Origin of the sequence: Winogradskyella sp. MH6, from assembly GCF_022810765.1 — a bacterium.
Classification (GTDB): domain Bacteria; phylum Bacteroidota; class Bacteroidia; order Flavobacteriales; family Flavobacteriaceae; genus Winogradskyella.
This window is the reverse complement of record NZ_CP094494.1, coordinates 1,367,640-1,384,726: the sequence shown is the minus strand read 5'-3', so window position 1 is coordinate 1,384,726 and position 17,087 is coordinate 1,367,640. Positions and strand designations below refer to the sequence as shown.

The 17,087-nt window shown below is 33.9% G+C and carries 18 protein-coding genes; 10 read left to right on the top strand and 8 right to left on the bottom strand.

Annotation, left to right across the window (positions count from 1 at the left end; genetic code table 11):
- Nucleotides 1-19 precede the first annotated feature (19 nt).
- Nucleotides 20-1,936, top strand: coding sequence for an OmpA family protein (locus MST30_RS15770; protein ID WP_243473511.1), 1,917 nt, complete (start codon nucleotides 20-22; stop codon nucleotides 1,934-1,936).
- Nucleotides 1,937-1,991: 55 nt separating this feature from the next.
- Here the strand turns inward: MST30_RS15770 and MST30_RS06185 are convergent, their stop codons facing one another.
- Together MST30_RS06185 and MST30_RS06180 are read right to left on the bottom strand one after the other, a co-directional pair.
- Entirely contained in the window at nucleotides 1,992-2,468 is a 477-nt protein-coding gene (locus tag MST30_RS06185) for a YciI family protein (RefSeq protein ID WP_243473510.1), read from the bottom strand.
- A complete protein-coding gene (locus MST30_RS06180; RefSeq protein ID WP_243473509.1) occupies nucleotides 2,468-2,941 on the bottom strand; it encodes a CYTH domain-containing protein in 474 nt (157 codons plus the stop codon). Before MST30_RS06180 ends, MST30_RS06185 begins: the two co-directional genes overlap by 1 nt.
- A 30-nt stretch (nucleotides 2,942-2,971) precedes the next feature.
- On the opposite strand from MST30_RS06180, the gene dinB reads away from it, so the two are divergent.
- The 5 genes from dinB (at nucleotide 2,972) to MST30_RS06155 (ending at nucleotide 7,167) form a co-directional block, all read left to right on the top strand.
- Nucleotides 2,972-4,084 (top strand): DNA polymerase IV, encoded by a 1,113-nt coding sequence (dinB, locus tag MST30_RS06175; protein ID WP_243473508.1) that lies wholly within the window; start codon nucleotides 2,972-2,974, stop codon nucleotides 4,082-4,084.
- Nucleotides 4,085-4,198: 114 nt separating this feature from the next.
- Nucleotides 4,199-4,636 (top strand): thioredoxin family protein, encoded by a 438-nt coding sequence (locus MST30_RS06170; protein ID WP_243473507.1) that lies wholly within the window; start codon nucleotides 4,199-4,201, stop codon nucleotides 4,634-4,636.
- Between the two features lie 10 nt (nucleotides 4,637-4,646).
- Nucleotides 4,647-5,636 carry an FAD:protein FMN transferase gene (locus MST30_RS06165; protein WP_243473506.1) on the top strand — a complete coding sequence of 330 codons (990 nt, stop codon included), beginning with the start codon at nucleotides 4,647-4,649 and terminating at the stop codon, nucleotides 5,634-5,636.
- Nucleotides 5,629-5,841, top strand: a complete 213-nt coding sequence (locus tag MST30_RS06160) for a DUF4266 domain-containing protein (RefSeq protein WP_243473505.1) — start codon at nucleotides 5,629-5,631, stop codon at nucleotides 5,839-5,841. Before MST30_RS06165 ends, MST30_RS06160 begins: the two co-directional genes overlap by 8 nt.
- A 6-nt stretch (nucleotides 5,842-5,847) precedes the next feature.
- The gene (locus tag MST30_RS06155; RefSeq protein WP_441372798.1) at nucleotides 5,848-7,167 is read left to right on the top strand and encodes a DUF3570 domain-containing protein; all 1,320 of its coding nucleotides are present in this window, start codon (nucleotides 5,848-5,850) and stop codon (nucleotides 7,165-7,167) included.
- 142 nt (nucleotides 7,168-7,309) lie between these two features.
- Here MST30_RS06155 and pyk read toward each other — a convergent pair whose 3' ends face one another.
- From pyk to MST30_RS06130, 5 genes are all read right to left on the bottom strand, one after another.
- Nucleotides 7,310-8,749, bottom strand: a complete 1,440-nt coding sequence (gene pyk, locus MST30_RS06150; RefSeq protein ID WP_243473504.1) for a pyruvate kinase — start codon at nucleotides 8,747-8,749, stop codon at nucleotides 7,310-7,312.
- Nucleotides 8,750-8,753: 4 nt separating this feature from the next.
- Entirely contained in the window at nucleotides 8,754-9,230 is a 477-nt protein-coding gene (locus MST30_RS06145; RefSeq protein ID WP_243473503.1) for an IPExxxVDY family protein, read from the bottom strand.
- Nucleotides 9,231-9,365: 135 nt separating this feature from the next.
- Nucleotides 9,366-10,109, bottom strand: a complete 744-nt coding sequence (rnc, locus tag MST30_RS06140; RefSeq protein WP_243473502.1) for a ribonuclease III — start codon at nucleotides 10,107-10,109, stop codon at nucleotides 9,366-9,368.
- Nucleotides 10,110-10,116: 7 nt separating this feature from the next.
- Complete coding sequence (gene fabF / locus MST30_RS06135; protein ID WP_243473501.1) at nucleotides 10,117-11,367, bottom strand: beta-ketoacyl-ACP synthase II; 1,251 nt, start codon at nucleotides 11,365-11,367, stop codon at nucleotides 10,117-10,119.
- A 12-nt stretch (nucleotides 11,368-11,379) separates the two neighbouring features.
- Nucleotides 11,380-11,613 carry an acyl carrier protein gene (locus tag MST30_RS06130; RefSeq protein WP_008269813.1) on the bottom strand — a complete coding sequence of 78 codons (234 nt, stop codon included), beginning with the start codon at nucleotides 11,611-11,613 and terminating at the stop codon, nucleotides 11,380-11,382.
- Nucleotides 11,614-11,796: 183 nt separating this feature from the next.
- Here MST30_RS06130 and purN point away from each other — a divergent pair, with 183 nt between their 5' ends.
- The 4 genes from purN to MST30_RS06110 all read left to right on the top strand — a co-directional run bounded on the left by purN (nucleotide 11,797) and on the right by MST30_RS06110 (nucleotide 15,947).
- A complete protein-coding gene (gene purN, locus MST30_RS06125; RefSeq protein ID WP_243473500.1) occupies nucleotides 11,797-12,363 on the top strand; it encodes a phosphoribosylglycinamide formyltransferase in 567 nt (188 codons plus the stop codon).
- Nucleotides 12,356-12,997, top strand: coding sequence for a ribonuclease H1 domain-containing protein (locus MST30_RS06120; RefSeq protein ID WP_243473499.1), 642 nt, complete (start codon nucleotides 12,356-12,358; stop codon nucleotides 12,995-12,997). The genes purN and MST30_RS06120 overlap by 8 nt, the downstream gene beginning before the upstream one ends.
- A 79-nt stretch (nucleotides 12,998-13,076) precedes the next feature.
- On the top strand, nucleotides 13,077-14,003 hold the full coding sequence (locus MST30_RS06115; protein ID WP_243473498.1) for a PfkB family carbohydrate kinase: 927 nt from the start codon (nucleotides 13,077-13,079) through the stop codon (nucleotides 14,001-14,003).
- Between the two features lie 45 nt (nucleotides 14,004-14,048).
- The gene (locus MST30_RS06110) at nucleotides 14,049-15,947 is read left to right on the top strand and encodes an amidophosphoribosyltransferase (RefSeq protein ID WP_243473497.1); all 1,899 of its coding nucleotides are present in this window, start codon (nucleotides 14,049-14,051) and stop codon (nucleotides 15,945-15,947) included.
- A gap of 507 nt (nucleotides 15,948-16,454) precedes the next feature.
- On the opposite strand, the gene MST30_RS06105 is transcribed toward MST30_RS06110, so the two are convergent.
- Nucleotides 16,455-17,063: a superoxide dismutase gene (locus MST30_RS06105; protein WP_243473496.1), complete on the bottom strand. Its 609-nt coding sequence runs from the start codon at nucleotides 17,061-17,063 to the stop codon at nucleotides 16,455-16,457.
- Between the last annotated feature and the right edge of the window lie 24 nt (nucleotides 17,064-17,087).

Sequence of the window (17,087 nt, the reverse complement as noted above, 5' to 3'; positions counted from 1 at the left end):
TCAGTTAAGCTAAACAATTATGAAAAACTTAAAAACACTATTATTTATCACGTTGATGAGTGGTTTATGCTTAACTGCTCAGAACAAAAACACCAAAAAGGCTGACAAGGAATTCGCAAGGTTCGAATACGTAGATGCCGCTGAAAGTTATAAAAAGCTCATAGATAAAGGAGATGGTTCTTCTTATGTTTATGGCCAATTAGCAGAGTGCTACTACAATATCTTTAATACTGTTGAAGCAGAAAAATGGTACGCTAAAGCTTTAGAATCTGGTGACAATCCTGAGATGATTTATAAATATTCTGAAATGCTAAAGGCTAACGGAAAATATGAAGAATCTAACAAGCAAATGGAAAAATTTGCTTCTATGCGTCCGTCAGATAACAGAGCAACTGCTTTTAGAAAAAACCCTAACTATTTACCAAAGATTTTAGAACAAGGTAAAAAGTTTAATGTTCAGGATGCTGGCTTTAATTCAGCACAATCTGACTTTGGTGGTGTAGAGCACGATGGTAAACTTTATATTACATCTGCAAGAAATGATAACCGCAAAACTTATGGTTGGAACGAAGAGCCTTTCTTAGATATTTATACCTTAACTAAAAATTCTGATGGTGCTTATGGCAATGCCACTTTAATGAACAATGAGATTAACACTAAGTACCATGAAGGTTTAGTTTCTTTCACACCAGATGGTAAAACAATGTATTTTTCTAGAGAGAGCTACTTTGAAAAAGATTTTCAAAAAGATTCTTTAAGTAAAGTGCGTTATAGCCAACTATACTTATTTAAAGCTACTAAATTAGGAGACGATTGGGATTCTGTTGAAAGCTTAGGTGTAAATAGCGAAAATTATTCTGTTAAAAACCCTTCTGTGAGTGCAGATGGTTCAACATTATACTTTTCTTCTAACATGGCTGGAGGTTATGGTAATTTTGACCTATACAAAGCTGCGATCAATGAAGATGGTACTTTAGGTGAGCCTGAAAACTTAGGACAAAAAGTTAATACCGAAGGTCAAGAAATGTTCCCTTACATAAGTAGTAATAACACGCTTTATTTCTCTTCTAATGGCCACTTAGGTTTGGGTGGTATGGATGTGTTTTACACCAAAGTTATTGACGGTAAGATGGCACCTGTAAGAAATGTTGGTATTCCTATTAACAGTAATGGTGATGATTTTGCTTTTACAATTAATGAAGAAACCGAAGAAGGATTTGTGTCTTCTAACAGAGAAGGTGGACAAGGAAGTGATGATGTTTATGCATTTAAAAAACTTCAGCCACTTTGTGATGTTTTAATTACGGCAACGGTATTAGATGATAAAACGAGAGAGCCATTAAATGGTGCTTCTGTTTCATTATACGATGCAGAAGGAAATAAAGTAGTTACAAAAACCACTAATGAAGAAGGTGTTGCAGAATTTATAGTTGAGTGTGAGCAAGACACTGAGCTAGAAGTTGTGATGGAAGATTTTGAAAGCAAAAAAGTACCTGTAAAAGGTACTAGCGAAGAAGAATTAGCTGTTCAGATTTCTTTAGATCCTATCGAGAAAATTATAACTCCAGAAGAAATCGTTCTAAATCCAATTTACTTTGATTTTGACAAATCTAATATCACTGCACAAGCTGCTTTTGAATTAGATAAATTAGTTCAAATCATGAACAAGTATCCAGATTTAGTAATCAACGCTACATCTCATACCGATAATAGAGGATCTGATTCTTATAACCAAAGACTTTCTCAGCGTAGAGCTAAGAGCACACAACAGTACGTAATCTCTAAAGGTATTGATGCATCTCGTATTTCTGCTGAAGGTAAAGGTGAATCTGAGCCTAAGGTTGATTGTGGTTCTAACTGTACTGATGAAGAACATTCTCAAAACAGACGTTCTGAGTTTAAAATTGTAAGTGGTGGACCAGAAGTGCAACAGTAAACAATTCAACCTTATAAAAGTAAAAAACGCTCTGAGAAATCAGAGCGTTTTTATTTTATCGTAACGGAAAACCTTTAGCAGCCCACCATGGATGAATTTCTATAATCAAACGCCCAGCTTTTACCATAGGATCGGCATTAGCTAAACTATCAGCCATTTTTAATGTTGGTACGTTGTAAATAGTAATTCCTCTTATATCTCCATCGTCTCCAAAAGGACCAGAAATATCGGCATAACCTAACTTGTACATTTTGCCTAGGTGTGCTAAATGTGCTTTTTGTAACTCAGCAGCCTCTTCTTTGTTCTGGCTTCGTGTTGGCCCTTTTTTTAAAAATGCAATATAATATTGTTGCATTAATATAGTGTCTTGGGTTTTTTCATCTACATAATCAAAAATTTGAAAACCTTTTTTTATAAGTTCTGCTTTTAGTTTAGCTATAGACTCTGGCTTCACTTCATTGCTATTTGCATCAGAAGATTTACATGATACTACAAGGCATAGCATTAAAAATAGTAATAATATTTTTTTCATTATTTCCAGTTTTTATAAGGTTGTTTACTCAATTGAGAATTATAATATTTAATATCTCCTGTAACTTCTATTCCTAACCATTCAGGTTTATTAAAATCTTCGTTTGTAGATCGTAATTCTACCTCAGCAATGACTAAACCATCATTTTCTCCAAAAAATTCATCAATCTCAAAAGTGTGGTTTCCAAAGTTTACTTCGTAGCGTATTTTATCAATTATACCATCTTCACACAACGCTAAGAGTTGTTCTGCTTCTTGCTTCGTAATTTCAGTTTCCCATTCAAAACGCACCAATCCATCTTCCGAAGATTTTCCTTTTATGGTTAAGTACCCTTTATCGTTTTTTAATCTTACTCTTACTGTGCGCTCTTCATGGCTATTCAAAAAGCCCTGTTTTATGCTATAACTTTTCGATGCTTCTTTTTTAAAATCATTAGAATTCACTAAAAATTTACGCTCTATTTCTACGGTCATTAAACGGTATTTAATGTCTAAATTTACACTATGCTAAACGATTTACCAATAAGAAAGATAATTCACGTAGATATGGATGCATTTTATGCTTCTGTTGAGCAAATGGATGATCCTGAACTTAAAGGTAAACCTATTGCTGTTGGTGGTGGCGGAAAACGTGGAGTTATTAGTGCTGCAAGTTACGAAGCACGACAATTTGGAGTAAAAAGCGCCATGTCTGGTCGTTTGGCAGAAAAACTCTGTCCTGAACTTATATTTGTAAGACCTCGATTTGATAGATACAAGGAAATTTCTAACCGAATACGTAAAATATTTTTTGACTACACTGATTTGGTCGAACCTTTATCTTTAGATGAAGCCTATTTAGATGTTACTGAAAACAAAATAGGGCTTCCTAGCGCTACTTTAATTGCTAAGAAGATAAGACAACGTATTTATGACGAAGTGGGCTTAACAGCTTCCGCAGGCATCTCTATCAATAAATTTATTGCTAAAGTGGCGAGTGATTATAATAAACCTAACGGACAAAAAACTGTAAATCCCGAAGATGTACTTCAATTTTTAGAAGATTTAGACATCAGAAAATTTTATGGTGTTGGTAAGGTTACTGCCGAAAAAATGTATCAAAAAGGCATATTTACCGGTAAAGATTTAAAATCTAAAAGCCTCGAATACCTAGATAAAAACTTTGGTAAATCTGGTCGTTACTACTACTATGTGGTTAGAGGAATTCATCATAGTGAAGTTAAACCAAACCGCATAAGAAAGTCCTTAGCAGCAGAGCGTACCTTTAGCGAAAACCTATCTTCGGAAATTTTTATGCTCGAAAAGTTAGATCACATTGCAGAAGAAGTTTCAAAACGTTTAGAAAAAAGCAAAGTAGCGGGAAAAACGATAACATTAAAAATTAAATACAGCGACTTTACTTTGCAAACTCGTAGTAAAACACTTCCTTATTTTATCAGCGATAAATCTATTATTCTAGAAACCGCAAAAGAGTTATTATATCAAGAAAAATTAAACAACTCTGTTCGGCTTTTGGGAATATCACTATCTAATCTAAATACTGACAAGGACAAACAATCAAAACCAATTGATGAGGATAAAAAATCTGTTAGTGTACAACTAAAGTTTGATTTTTAAACTATTATCAAATCATAATTCTTAAATTGCTTATGTGGTTTTGTAATAAAAGTTACATCAACAAAAATAAACTAACGTATCTTCCGTTTAACTATGTTGTTATATTTTAAAAAAATGAAGATAATACTCACTACACTATCATTGTTGTTTAGCATTGCAATAGTAAATGCACAAGAATGGCACACAGACTTTTCTGAAGCACAAGAAATTGCTACTAGCAGCAACAAGCCAATTATTTTAGTTTTTCAAGGTTCTGATTGGTGTGCTCCTTGTATAAAACTAGATAAAGAAATTTGGAGTACAGAAGAATTTAAATCCTATGCTAAAGAACATTATGTGATGCTAAAGGCAGATTTTCCAAGAAAAAAAAGCAACAAACTCTCAGAAGAACAAACAGAAGCCAACAAAAAACTTGCTGAAAAATATAATAAGCAAGGTTACTTTCCTTTTGTAGTTGTTTTAAACTCAAAAGGAGAAGTTCTTGGTGAGACGAGCTATAAAAAAGCGACACCAAAAAAGTATATCGAAGAAATAAATGCTTTTTTAAAATAAATTTAAGCAAATGAAATACCTTCTCACATTAGTCCTATTTATAACTACTGTTCATATAAGTTCGGCCCAACAAACTTTCAAGGAAACTCTCAAGTTAATGGGTAGCCGTTTTGACATTACTGTTGTTGCAAAAGATTCTATAGAAGGAAAAAAATTTATTAAACTAGCTGTTGATGAAATTGAAAGAATTGAGAATCTTATTTCATCTTGGGATGAAAATTCGCAAACATCCAAAATTAATAGAAACTCAGGTATAAAAGCAGTAGAAGTCGACCTAGAATTATTTCAGCTTATAGAGCGAGCAATTGCTATTTCTCATCTTACAGATGGTGCTTTTGATATCAGTTATGCCTCAATGGATAAAATCTGGAAATTTGATGGCAGCATGAAAGAGATGCCAAGTGAAGATGAAATTAAAGCCTCTGTAGAAAAGGTAGGCTTTAAAAATATTATACTAGACAAATCTAAAAACACAGTCTTTTTAAAGCTTAAGGGTATGAAGATTGGTTTTGGAGCTATTGGTAAAGGTTATGCGGCAGATAAAGCTAAAGAGTTGCTTATGTCTAAAGGAGTTACTGCTGGGATTATCAATGCATCTGGAGATATGAATACCTGGGGAAAACAACCTAATGGAAGTGAATGGAAAGTTGCTATTACAAACCCTTTAAACAAGAATAAGGCGTTTGCGCTATTACCTATTAATAATAGTGCTGTGGTAACTTCAGGAAACTATGAGAAGTTTGTGAATTTTAACGGAATAAGGTATTCACACATTATTGATCCTCGAACAGGTTATCCGTCGAGTGGTATAATAAGCGTTACCGTTTTTGCACCAAAAGCTGAACTGGCAGACGCTTTGGCAACTTCTGTTTTTGTTATGGGAAAAGATACAGGTCTTGACCGCATTAATCAACTCCCAAATATTGAATGCATTATTATAGACGATAAGGGAAATATTATAAAGTCAAAAAACATCGAAATAGAAAATCATCATGATTAAACAAATAATAATACTCGCTATATTTTCATGCTCATTGAGCAGCTGTGTGGTTGTAAAAGAATATGAAAAAGTAAATATTAATGACCCAGACATGGTATTAGCAGACAAAAAATGTGATAGAAATGTAAGCACAATGCATTCTTACAGGGAAGCTGCTACTGGAGCAAACGGAGGAAAAACAGGTGGTGGCTGTGGTTGTAATTAAAAATCAATAAGATTGAAAAAGTTCGTAATTATATTAGCCCTTTTTGGTTTTTTAAAACTAAGCGCGCAAACGAGTCAAGACTCAACAAGTGTTTATAAAAAAAGAGTCTTGGAAACAACAGAGATCGATTTTTTATCGAGTTATTATACCCAAGATGGTGATAATGCTGCTGTAAGTGGCGGAACTGGTACTGAGGAGTTAACAGACGTTACAGCTACATTTGTTGTTTCTATTCCTCTAAATGAGGATGATATATTAACTATTGATGCTGGTGTTTCTGCTTATACTTCTGCTTCTTCAAGTAATATTAATCCTTTTGATGATGGCACTGCTAGTCCATTTCAAGCATCTTCTGGTGCTTCTAGTGGTGATGTGTGGTCTAATCTTACTGCAAGTTATAGCCACAGTTCTGATGACAGGAATGATATATGGTCTGCTAAATTATCGGTATCTACTGAATATGATTACTTTTCTTTGGGTTTTGGAGGTAGTTATACTAAACTTTTTAATGAAAAGAATACTGAATTTAGTATTAGTGCCAATGTATATTTAGATACTTGGAATGCTATATATCCCATAGAATTAAGGCCCTTTGGTGAAAATGGCAGTGGGATAAATAATTCATTATTCACACAGAATACCATTACAGGAAACCAAAATTACAGCCCTTTATTTACAGAATTTAAGGATGAAAGTAGAAATTCTTATTCTGTTGGTTTTGGACTTTCTCAAATACTACATAAAAACGTACAGGGATCATTATCTGTAGATTTAGTAAAGCAAGATGGCCTATTGTCTACTCCTTTTCAGCGTGTGTATTTTTCTGACATTGCCGATTCTTTTATTGAAGATTTTCAGCTTGCGGACGCGATTGAACAACTACCAGACTCAAGATTTAAAGTGGCAATTGGAGGTCGATTGAATTGGTATCTAAGCGAATCCTTTACTGTAAGAACTTTTTATCGTTATTATTTTGATGATTGGGGCATTAATTCGCACACAGCTAGTATTGAAATACCTTTTAAAATATCTGATAAATTTACATTATATCCATCTTATAGATTTTATAATCAAACTGCGGCAGACTATTTTTATCCTTATGAAACGGCTTTGTCTAGCTACGAATTTTATACGTCAGATTATGATTTGTCTAAATATTCATCCAACCAGTTTGGCTTTGGTATTTCCTATACAGACATATTTACAAAAGCTCATATATGGAAATTTGGATTAAAAAGCGTTGATTTAAAGTATTACAAATACGATAGAAATACCACATTTAGCTCTAGTATCATTACAGCAGGACTTAAGTTTATAATGGATTAAGAGATTAAACTTTTATATAGTTGATGTCCCTAAATTATTAATACATTTTAAGGATCTGTTAGCATACAACTAAAGTTTGGTATTTACACAAAAAGGCTCAATAAAATTATTGAGCCTTTTATATTTAATACTAATATCTTACTTAAAAACTACAGCTTTCAATCTCGGTGACACGTAACGTATTTACCATACCTCTATCTTTAATTGGCATTGCTGCTAAACTAATTAACATATCTCCGACTTCTAGATATCCTTTTTTACATGCAATAGCGTTAACGTCTTCTATGGTTTCGTCAGTACTTACAAATCTATCATAGTAGAAAGCTTTTACACCCCAAAGTAAACTCAATTGAGATAAAATACGCTTGTTAGATGTAAATACTAAAATATGTGCTTGTGGTCTCCATGCTGAAATTTGAAATGCTGTATACCCACTATTTGTAAGTGTCGAAATGGCTTTTGCATTAATCTCATTCGCCATGTTGGCAGCATGATAACAAATAGACTTTGTGATATAACGCTTAGTACGAATATGAGGAGGTGATTGGGGCACTTCAATTAAAGGAGAATCCTCTACACTTCTAATAATATTTGCCATCTGACGAATAACCTGTACAGGATACTGACCAACAGACGTCTCTCCTGAAAGCATTACAGCATCAGCACCATCCATTACAGAGTTGGCAACATCATTTACCTCAGCACGTGTTGGTGTTAAACTAGTAATCATAGTTTCCATCATTTGCGTTGCAATAATTACCGGAATTCTGGCACGCTTGGCTCTTAATACTAGTTGCTTTTGTATTAAAGGTACTTCCTCCGCTGGGATTTCTACTCCCAAATCACCACGAGCTACCATTAAGCCATCACAATAGGCAACAATCTTGTCGATATTTTCAACAGCTTCTGGCTTTTCAATCTTGGCTATAATAGGAATTTTATAATTTCCGTGTTCTTTAATAAGCTCTTCTAATTCCATTAAATCTTCGGCATGACGCACAAAGGACAATGCAATCCAATCTACTTCCTGACCAATAGCAAAAATGGCATCTTCGATATCTTTTTCGGTTAAAGCTGGTTGAGAAATATTGGTATTAGGAAGATTCACTCCTTTTTTAGATTTTAAAGGACCTCCTTGGATAACCTTAGCTTTTACTTCTTTTTTCCCATCAGTAGAAACAACTTCAAAAATCAATTTTCCGTCATCTAATAAAATACGTTCACCTGGTTTTGCGTCTTGAGGAAACTTTTCATAAGTCATGTAGACACGCTCTTTAGTACCTTCAAATCGTTTTCCTGTGGCAAAAATTATTTCGTCTCCTTCATCTACAATAACTTCACCCTTCATAGTACCTACTCTAAGCTTAGGACCTTGTAAATCTGCTAATATTGCAGCATTGAACCCAAACTCTTCATTGAGTTCGCGAATCATGTTTATGCGCTCTTTTACGTCATCGTAATTAGCATGAGAGAAGTTAATTCTAAACACATTAGCTCCCTCTTCTAGCATTGCTTTTAAGGTTTCCTTATTACTCGTTGCTGGGCCTAATGTGGCTACTATTTTGGTTTTTTTATTTGGCATCAATTCAAAAAATTAAATGATCTTTAGATTTTAGTTCAGACGGATTAACCGAATAGCTAGTTATAATCTGTGGTATATTTTGAAGCTTATTTAATATAAGTTTTTCGTTGACATTCTGTATTTCATCAGAAATCTTTATAAAATAATCTACTTTTTTATACTCTGGAACAAGATTGAATGTTTTAATTACTTTTTCGTTAGTTTGAAATAAACCTGTACTGTACAAACTATCTTCTTCTTTTTTACAAACATTAGACACTAAGTTCCAAGTAACGTATTGGGAAGCATTATCCCACTCAAAAATACTGTAAGAAGATTTTAAATATTCCATATCTAAATCTTCCGTTTTTCGTTGTAGTCTAAGGTCTAAACTTTGGTTAAGCAGATAGGCTAAACGATAGTCTTCTAACCCACAATGTATAGCAATGAGTTTGTAGGTATCGTCATAAAAATCATCAACCATAAGTTTATGCAACGCCATACCGTTATAACTTTAATTGGTAAATATAGCACAATAATGGGTTGGTAATGTCAACTTTTGGTTAATCTTAACCCTTAAAAACTACGAAAACGTTGTAGATTTTAGCTTTAAGATTCAATCTCGATAAACTCTATATTATATAAGCTTTGTAATTTGCTTTTGGAAGGCAAAAAAAGCACGCTTTGATGCCTTTTCTTCTGCCTTTTTCTTAGAAGTTGCTCTGGCTTTAGAAACGACTTTATCGTTAATACTTAGTCTTACCGAGAAATGTTTTAACTCATCATTACCTGTATCTTCATACACTTCATAATCAAAAGTGTTTTTCTCTTTTTGGCACCACTCTATCAATAAACTTTTATAGCTAATAACTTTGCCTTCTAAGGTTTCAATATCTACATGCGGATTTATAATCCGCTTATATAAAAACTTTTCGCATGCTTTGTAGCCTCTATCTAAATAAATAGCACCAACTAAAGCTTCAAAAAGATTACCGTGAATATTATTTCCAAAATTAGATTTTGGTATTCTACTCTGCACTAAACCTATGAGATTTAGCTCCTTACCCAATTCATTAAGATGCTCTCTACTCACTACTTTTGAGCGCATTTTGGTAAGATAACCTTCATCTCCGTGAGGAACTTGTTCATAGAGATAAGCCGCAATAACTGAACTTATCATAGCATCTCCAACAAATTCTAGTCGTTCGTAGTTAATAGGATTTCCTTTTTTATCCTTAATGTTCATCGAACGATGCGTAAAAGCCTTAATGTATAAATTTTGCGATCTTGGCTTGAATCCAAGAATCTCTTTGAGTTTTAAAAAAAAATTCCCGTCATCGAATGAACGGGAATTTTTTAATATGTTACGAATGAAACTCATTCGGGATTTAGTCTAATTTTTTAAATAATACACAAGCGTTGTGACCGCCAAATCCAAATGTATTACTCATTGCTATTTTAATATCTCGTTTCTGAGCTTTATTGAGCGTTAAATTTAATTCTGGATCTATATTTTCGTCTGCTGTTTCATGGTTAATTGTTGGTGGTATAATACCGTACTCTAATGCTAAAATAGACGCAATAGCCTCAATAGCACCTGCAGCACCCAACAAGTGACCAGTCATAGACTTAGTAGAATTAATATTAATCTTCTTTGCATGGTCTCCAAACACTTCTGATATAGCTTTTAATTCGGCAACGTCTCCTAATGGAGTTGATGTTCCGTGTGTATTAATATGATCTACATCTTCGGGTTTTAAACCAGCATTTTCTAAACAGTTTTTCATTACCGCAACAACTCCAATACCATCAGGATGTGGTGCTGTCATATGATATGCATCTGAAGACAAACCTCCACCTACAACTTCTGCGTAGATTTTAGCTCCTCTTGCTTTAGCGTGCTCATACTCTTCTAAAACAATAGAACCTGCTCCTTCACCTAATACAAAACCATCTCGATTTGCATCGAAAGGTCTTGAGGCAGTTTCAGGACTATCGTTTCTGGTACTCATAGCATGCATAGCGTTAAATCCTCCCATACCAGCAATAGTTACCGCTGCTTCACTTCCACCAGTAATTACAACATCACAATGGCCTAAACGTATAGTGTTTAGAGCATCAATCATTGAATTGGCAGAAGATGCACAAGCTGATACTGTTGTGTAGTTAGGACCCATGAAACCATATTTAATAGATATGTTTCCTGGTGCTATATCTGCTATCATTTTTGGAATGAAACGAGGACTAAAACGAGGTGTACCGTCACCAGCAGCATAGTTAAGCACTTCTTCTTGAAATGTTTCTAAACCACCAATACCAGCTCCCCAAATTACTCCTACTCTGTATTTGTTAATTGCGTCTAGATCTAATTTCGAATCTGCGATTGCCTCATCCGAAGCTACCATTGCATATTGCGAAAATTTATCCATTTGACGCGCTAACTTTCTGTCAATAAAGTCAGTAACTTCAAAGTTTTTTATTTCACAAGCGAATTGCGTCTTGAACTTCTCAGCATCAAAATGCGTGATTGGGGCAGCACCGCTTTTTCCATTAACAAGACCATTCCAATATTCATCTTTGGTATTGCCAATAGGTGTAAGTGCACCTAGACCAGTAACTACTACTCGCTTTAATTCCATAAAAATAAAGTCTTATTTTGCTTCTTCTATATAAGAGATAGCTTGACCAACTGTTGCAATGTTTTCAGCTTGATCGTCTGGGATTTGAATATCAAATTCTTTTTCAAATTCCATGATTAATTCTACAGTATCTAATGAATCTGCACCTAAGTCGTTAGTGAAGCTTGCTTCAGTTACAACTTCGTTTTCATCAACACCTAATTTGTCTACGATAATCGCTTTTACTCTTGATGCAATGTCTGACATAATCTTTTAATTTTAAGTTTTAATTAGACCGCAAAAATAAAAAACTTTATTTTAAAAATCACCTTTACCGATAAAATGTGCATATCAATGCTAAAAATTCGGTATAAGAATTTAAGTTTTGCGCCTAATTGTTAATTATTATTCTTTTTTTTGTTTCTGAATAATAACCCAATATAACTGTAAATGAAGCGTATTGTAATTTTTGCGTCCGGTAGTGGATCTAATGCTGAAAATTTAATTAAGTTTTTTCAAAACAGCGATAATGCGTCTGTTATTCAAGTACTGACTAACAATCCTCATGCCAAAGTTATAGATCGTTGTAAAAGACTAAATGTTAGCGCTTTGTCATTTAACAGAATAGCATTCAGTAAGTCTGAAGATGTTTTAAATATTTTAAGATCTTCAAAACCAGATTTAATTGTGCTTGCAGGTTTTCTCTGGAAATTTCCTGAATTTATTCTCAAGGAGTTTGAAAACAAAGTCATAAATATTCATCCTGCTTTGCTGCCAAAATATGGTGGAAAAGGCATGTATGGTATGCACGTACACAATGCAGTTGTAGAAAATAAAGAAACTGAAACTGGCATAACGATTCATTATGTAAATGAAAATTATGACGAAGGAGCAATTATTTTTCAAGCAAAATGTGAAGTAAAAGCGTTAGATACAGCTGATGATGTTGCTGCTAAAATCCATGAATTGGAAATGGAGCATTTTCCGAGAGTTGTTGAAAAGTTATTAAATGGCTAAAAAGAAAAAGAAATACTACACCGTTTGGAAAGGCCACAAAACCGGAGTCTTTGAGTCTTGGGATGACTGTAAAGCTCAAATCAAAGATTTCAAAGGTGCTCAGTATAAATCGTTTTCAACTTTTGAAGCTGCAAAAAAAGCATACAAAGATGGCTCAAAAGATTACATTGGTAAATCAAAAAGTTTTAAAAGCGAACTATCTGACGAACAACTCAAAAAAATAGGACAACCCAATTATAATTCAATTTCAGTAGATGCTGCATCTTCTGGTAATCCAGGCAAAATGGAATATCGCGGTGTAGATACCAAAACAAAAAAACAACTCTTTATACAAGGTCCTTTTGAAGAAGGCACCAACAATATTGGCGAATTTTTAGCTATCGTTCACGGATTAGCATTTTTAAAACAGCATAATAGCGACCGAATCATTTATACCGACTCTAAAACCGCAATGAGTTGGGTACGAAAAAAAATGTGCAATTCTAAATTAGAACGCAACGCTAAAAACAAACCTGTTTTTGATTTGGTAGACAGAGCTGTAAAATGGCTGAAAGAAAACAACTACACTACTACCATCGTTAAATGGGAGACCAAAGCTTGGGGAGAAATTCCTGCAGATTTTGGAAGAAAATAATTAAATGCAGATGTTACTCTGTATGTTTCATCAGCAATATATTTTATGTACTTTTGCACCTTAATTCAAACTTACTTTAATGGGTAAATTAGTAATTGTTGGTACTGTAGCCTTTGATGCCATTGAAACACCTTTTGGTAAAACTGACAAAATTCTTGGTGGTGCTGGCACTTTTATTGGCTTAGCTGCTTCTAATTTTAATGTAGATTCTGCTGTAGTTTCAGTGGTTGGTGGAGATTTTCCGCAAGAATATTTAGACCTTATGTCTAATAAAAATATTGACGTGTCTGGTATAGAAATCGTAAAAGATGGCAAAACCTTCTTTTGGAGTGGTAAATACCATAACGACATGAATTCTAGAGACACCTTAGCAACAGAACTTAATGTTTTAGCAGATTTTGAGCCTGTTGTCCCAGACAATTACAAAGATGCTGAAGTCGTAATGTTAGGAAACTTGCACCCATTAACGCAAATGAGTGTGTTAAATCAAATGACAACCAAACCAAAAATGGTAATTTTAGATACCATGAATTTTTGGATGGATTGTGCATTAGAAGATTTACACAACACCATAAAACATATAGACGTCATTACCATTAATGATGAAGAGGCAAGACAATTAACTGGCGAATATTCATTGGTTATTGCCGCAAGGAAGATTCATGAAATGGGACCAAAGTATGTAGTTATTAAGAAAGGGGAGCACGGAGCATTATTATTTCATAATGACAGTGTGTTCTTTGCACCAGCATTACCATTAGAAGAGGTCTTTGACCCAACTGGTGCTGGTGATACATTTGCTGGAGGTTTTGCTGGTTATTTAGCAAAAACAGGCGATTACTCTTTTGAAAATTTAAAAACAGCCGTAATATACGGTTCTACATTAGCATCGTTTTGTGTTGAGAAATTTGGCACAGAGCGCATGGAGAATTTGAAAACGGAAGAAGTGCATAAACGCTTAGACCAATTTAAGAGTCTAACACAATTTGATATAGAATTAACTTAAAAAACCAACGCGCTCAATTTTTAGCGCGTTTTTTTATTACATAACATGAGTGATGCTTTAAAACACGAGTGCGGTATTGCACTTATAAGGCTATTAAAACCATTAGAATATTACAAAGAAAAATATGGTAGTGCGTTTTATGGTGTAAACAAAATGTATTTAATGATGGAAAAACAGCACAATCGCGGACAAGATGGTGCTGGCTTTGCAAGTATTAAATTAGACACAAAACCTGGCGAACGCTATATAAGTAGAGTGCGATCTATAGCTCAGCAACCTATTCAAGATATTTTCTCCCAAATTAATGAGCGCATCAACAAGGAAATGACACAACATCCTGAATATAAGGATAGTGTTGAACTACAAAAAAAGAACATTCCTTATGTGGGAGAGGTATTATTAGGACATGTGCGCTATGGTACTTTTGGAAAAAACAGTGTAGAAAGTGTTCATCCATTTTTAAGACAAAACAATTGGATGCACAGAAACCTTATTGTAGCTGGTAACTTTAACATGACCAATGTTAATGAACTCTTTAACAATCTAGTAGATATTGGTCAGCATCCAAAAGAAAAAGCAGACACCATCACGGTAATGGAAAAAATAGGTCATTTCTTAGATGACGCAGTAAGCAAAATCTACAAAGACCTAAAAAAAGAAGGCTATTCTAAAATAGAATGTTCACCTCTAATTGCAGAGCGCCTTAAACTTAGCAAAATTTTAAAGCGTGCGGCTAAAAATTGGGATGGTGGTTATGCCATGGCAGGCTTGTTAGGTCATGGAGATTCTTTTGTATTAAGAGATCCTGCCGGTATAAGACCTGCATATTATTACAAAGATGATGAAGTGGTCGTTGTTGCTTCAGAAAGACCTGTAATACAAACTGTTTTTAATGTTGCTTTTGACGATGTAAAAGAGTTAGATCCAGGACATGCTATTATCACAAAAAAATCTGGTGAAATTCGAATCAAAAAAATTCTAGAGCCTTTAGAGCGCAAAGCCTGTTCTTTTGAACGTATTTACTTTTCTAGAGGAAGTGATGCTGAAATTTACGAAGAGCGAAAAGAATTGGGAAGATTACTAATGCCAAAAGTTCTTGAAGCTATTGATAACGACACCAAAAACACCGTGTTCTCTTTTATACCTAATACAGCAGAAACGTCATTTTTTGGTATGATTGATACTGTAGAAGAGCATCTAAATCATAAAAAAACGCAAGCCATACTTAATGGTCAAAGAGAGCTATCTGCAGAAAAGGTAGAGGAGATTTTATCAGAAAGACCTCGTATTGAAAAAATTGCGATCAAAGACGTTAAGTTAAGAACGTTTATTACCGAAGATAGCAGTAGAGATGATTTGGTTGCTCACGTTTATGACGTCACTTACGGAGTTATAAAACCAACGGACAACCTTGTTATTATAGATGATAGCATTGTAAGAGGTACGACTTTAAAGAAGAGTATTATTAAGATGATGGATAGATTAAAACCTAAAAAAATCATTGTAGTATCCTCTGCTCCTCAAATACGTTATCCAGATTGTTATGGTATTGATATGGCCAACCTTGAAAGTTTGGTTGCATTTAGAGCTGCTTTAGAATTATTAAAAGACAACAATCAATATCACATTGTTGAAGAGGTTTATCAAAAATGTTTAAAGCAAGTTGACCTTAAAGACAAAAACGTAGTTAACTATGTTAAAGACATCTACAACAATTTTACGGATGAACAAATCTCTGATAAGATTTCTGAGCTATTAAGTGACGAATCTGTTAACGCAGAGGTTAAAATCATTTTCCAACCTGTTGAAAACCTACATAAAGCCTGTCCTAAAAACCTAGGCGATTGGTATTTTACTGGTGATTATCCAACAGATGGAGGCAACAGAGTGGTTAACAAAGCCTTTATAAATTTCTATGAAGGTAATAAAGAACGTGCTTACTAATTGCCACGTTTATAAGCTTTTAATCCGAAAAAATATGTATTTTGTCGATGAAAAATGCTTTTCGTCTAATATATACATCTATTTTAACAAATTAAAATTACATTGGTATCACCATAACATAAGTAGGTTAAGTTCATGGTAGATTTGGGGCAAAAAAAGGTGAACAGTGTTCACCTTTTTTTATGGAATTAATTTAAAGTGATACTTTAACTTGTTTTACTTAAATCAATCTTCACTTTAAAACTTAATTATAAGCAACAACCCTAGTATCCACGCTTAGACTAATATATAGGTCGTTTATCCGAAAAATTTAAATATTAAATTATTGTAAACTTATATTTGACTCACCATAACATAAGTAGGTTAAGTTTATGGTAGATTTGGGGCAAAAAAGGTGAACTCTCTGTTCACCTTTTTTCATTTTTAATTCTCATACAAATTTCAGAATTCATATCATAAAAAAAGCCAGACTTAACAGTCTGGCTTTTCTACTATTTAATAAAAATATTATTTAGCTTCAGCATAACGACGTTCAACTTCATTCCAGTTAATTACTTTGAAAAACGCATCAATGTAATCTGGTCTTCTGTTTTGGTAGTTTAAATAGTAAGCATGTTCCCACACATCTAATCCTAAGATTGGTGTACCACCACAAGTAACGCCAGGCATTAATGGGTTATCTTGGTTTGGTGTAGAGCAAACCTCAACTTTACCACCTTTGTGCACACACAACCAAGCCCATCCTGAACCAAATTGTGTTGCTGCAGCTTTAGAAAAAGCTTCAACAAAAGCATCTTTAGATCCAAATTCTGCTTCAATAGCGTCTTTTAATTCTCCTGATAAATATCCTCTGTCTTCAGGGTTCATTACTTCCCAAAATAAAGAGTGGTTATAAAAACCACCACCATTATTTCTAACACCAGCATTATTCATGTCTAGGTTAGTTAAAATATCTTCAATAGATTTTCCTTCTAAATCTGTGCCTTCAATAGCTGCATTTAACTTTGTTGTATAACCATTGTGATGTTTTGTATGGTGGATTTCCATTGTACGTGCATCAATATGTGGTTCTAAAGCATCGTATGCATATTTTAATTTTGGTAATTCAAAAGCCATAATGTTTATGTTTTTTAGTGTTAT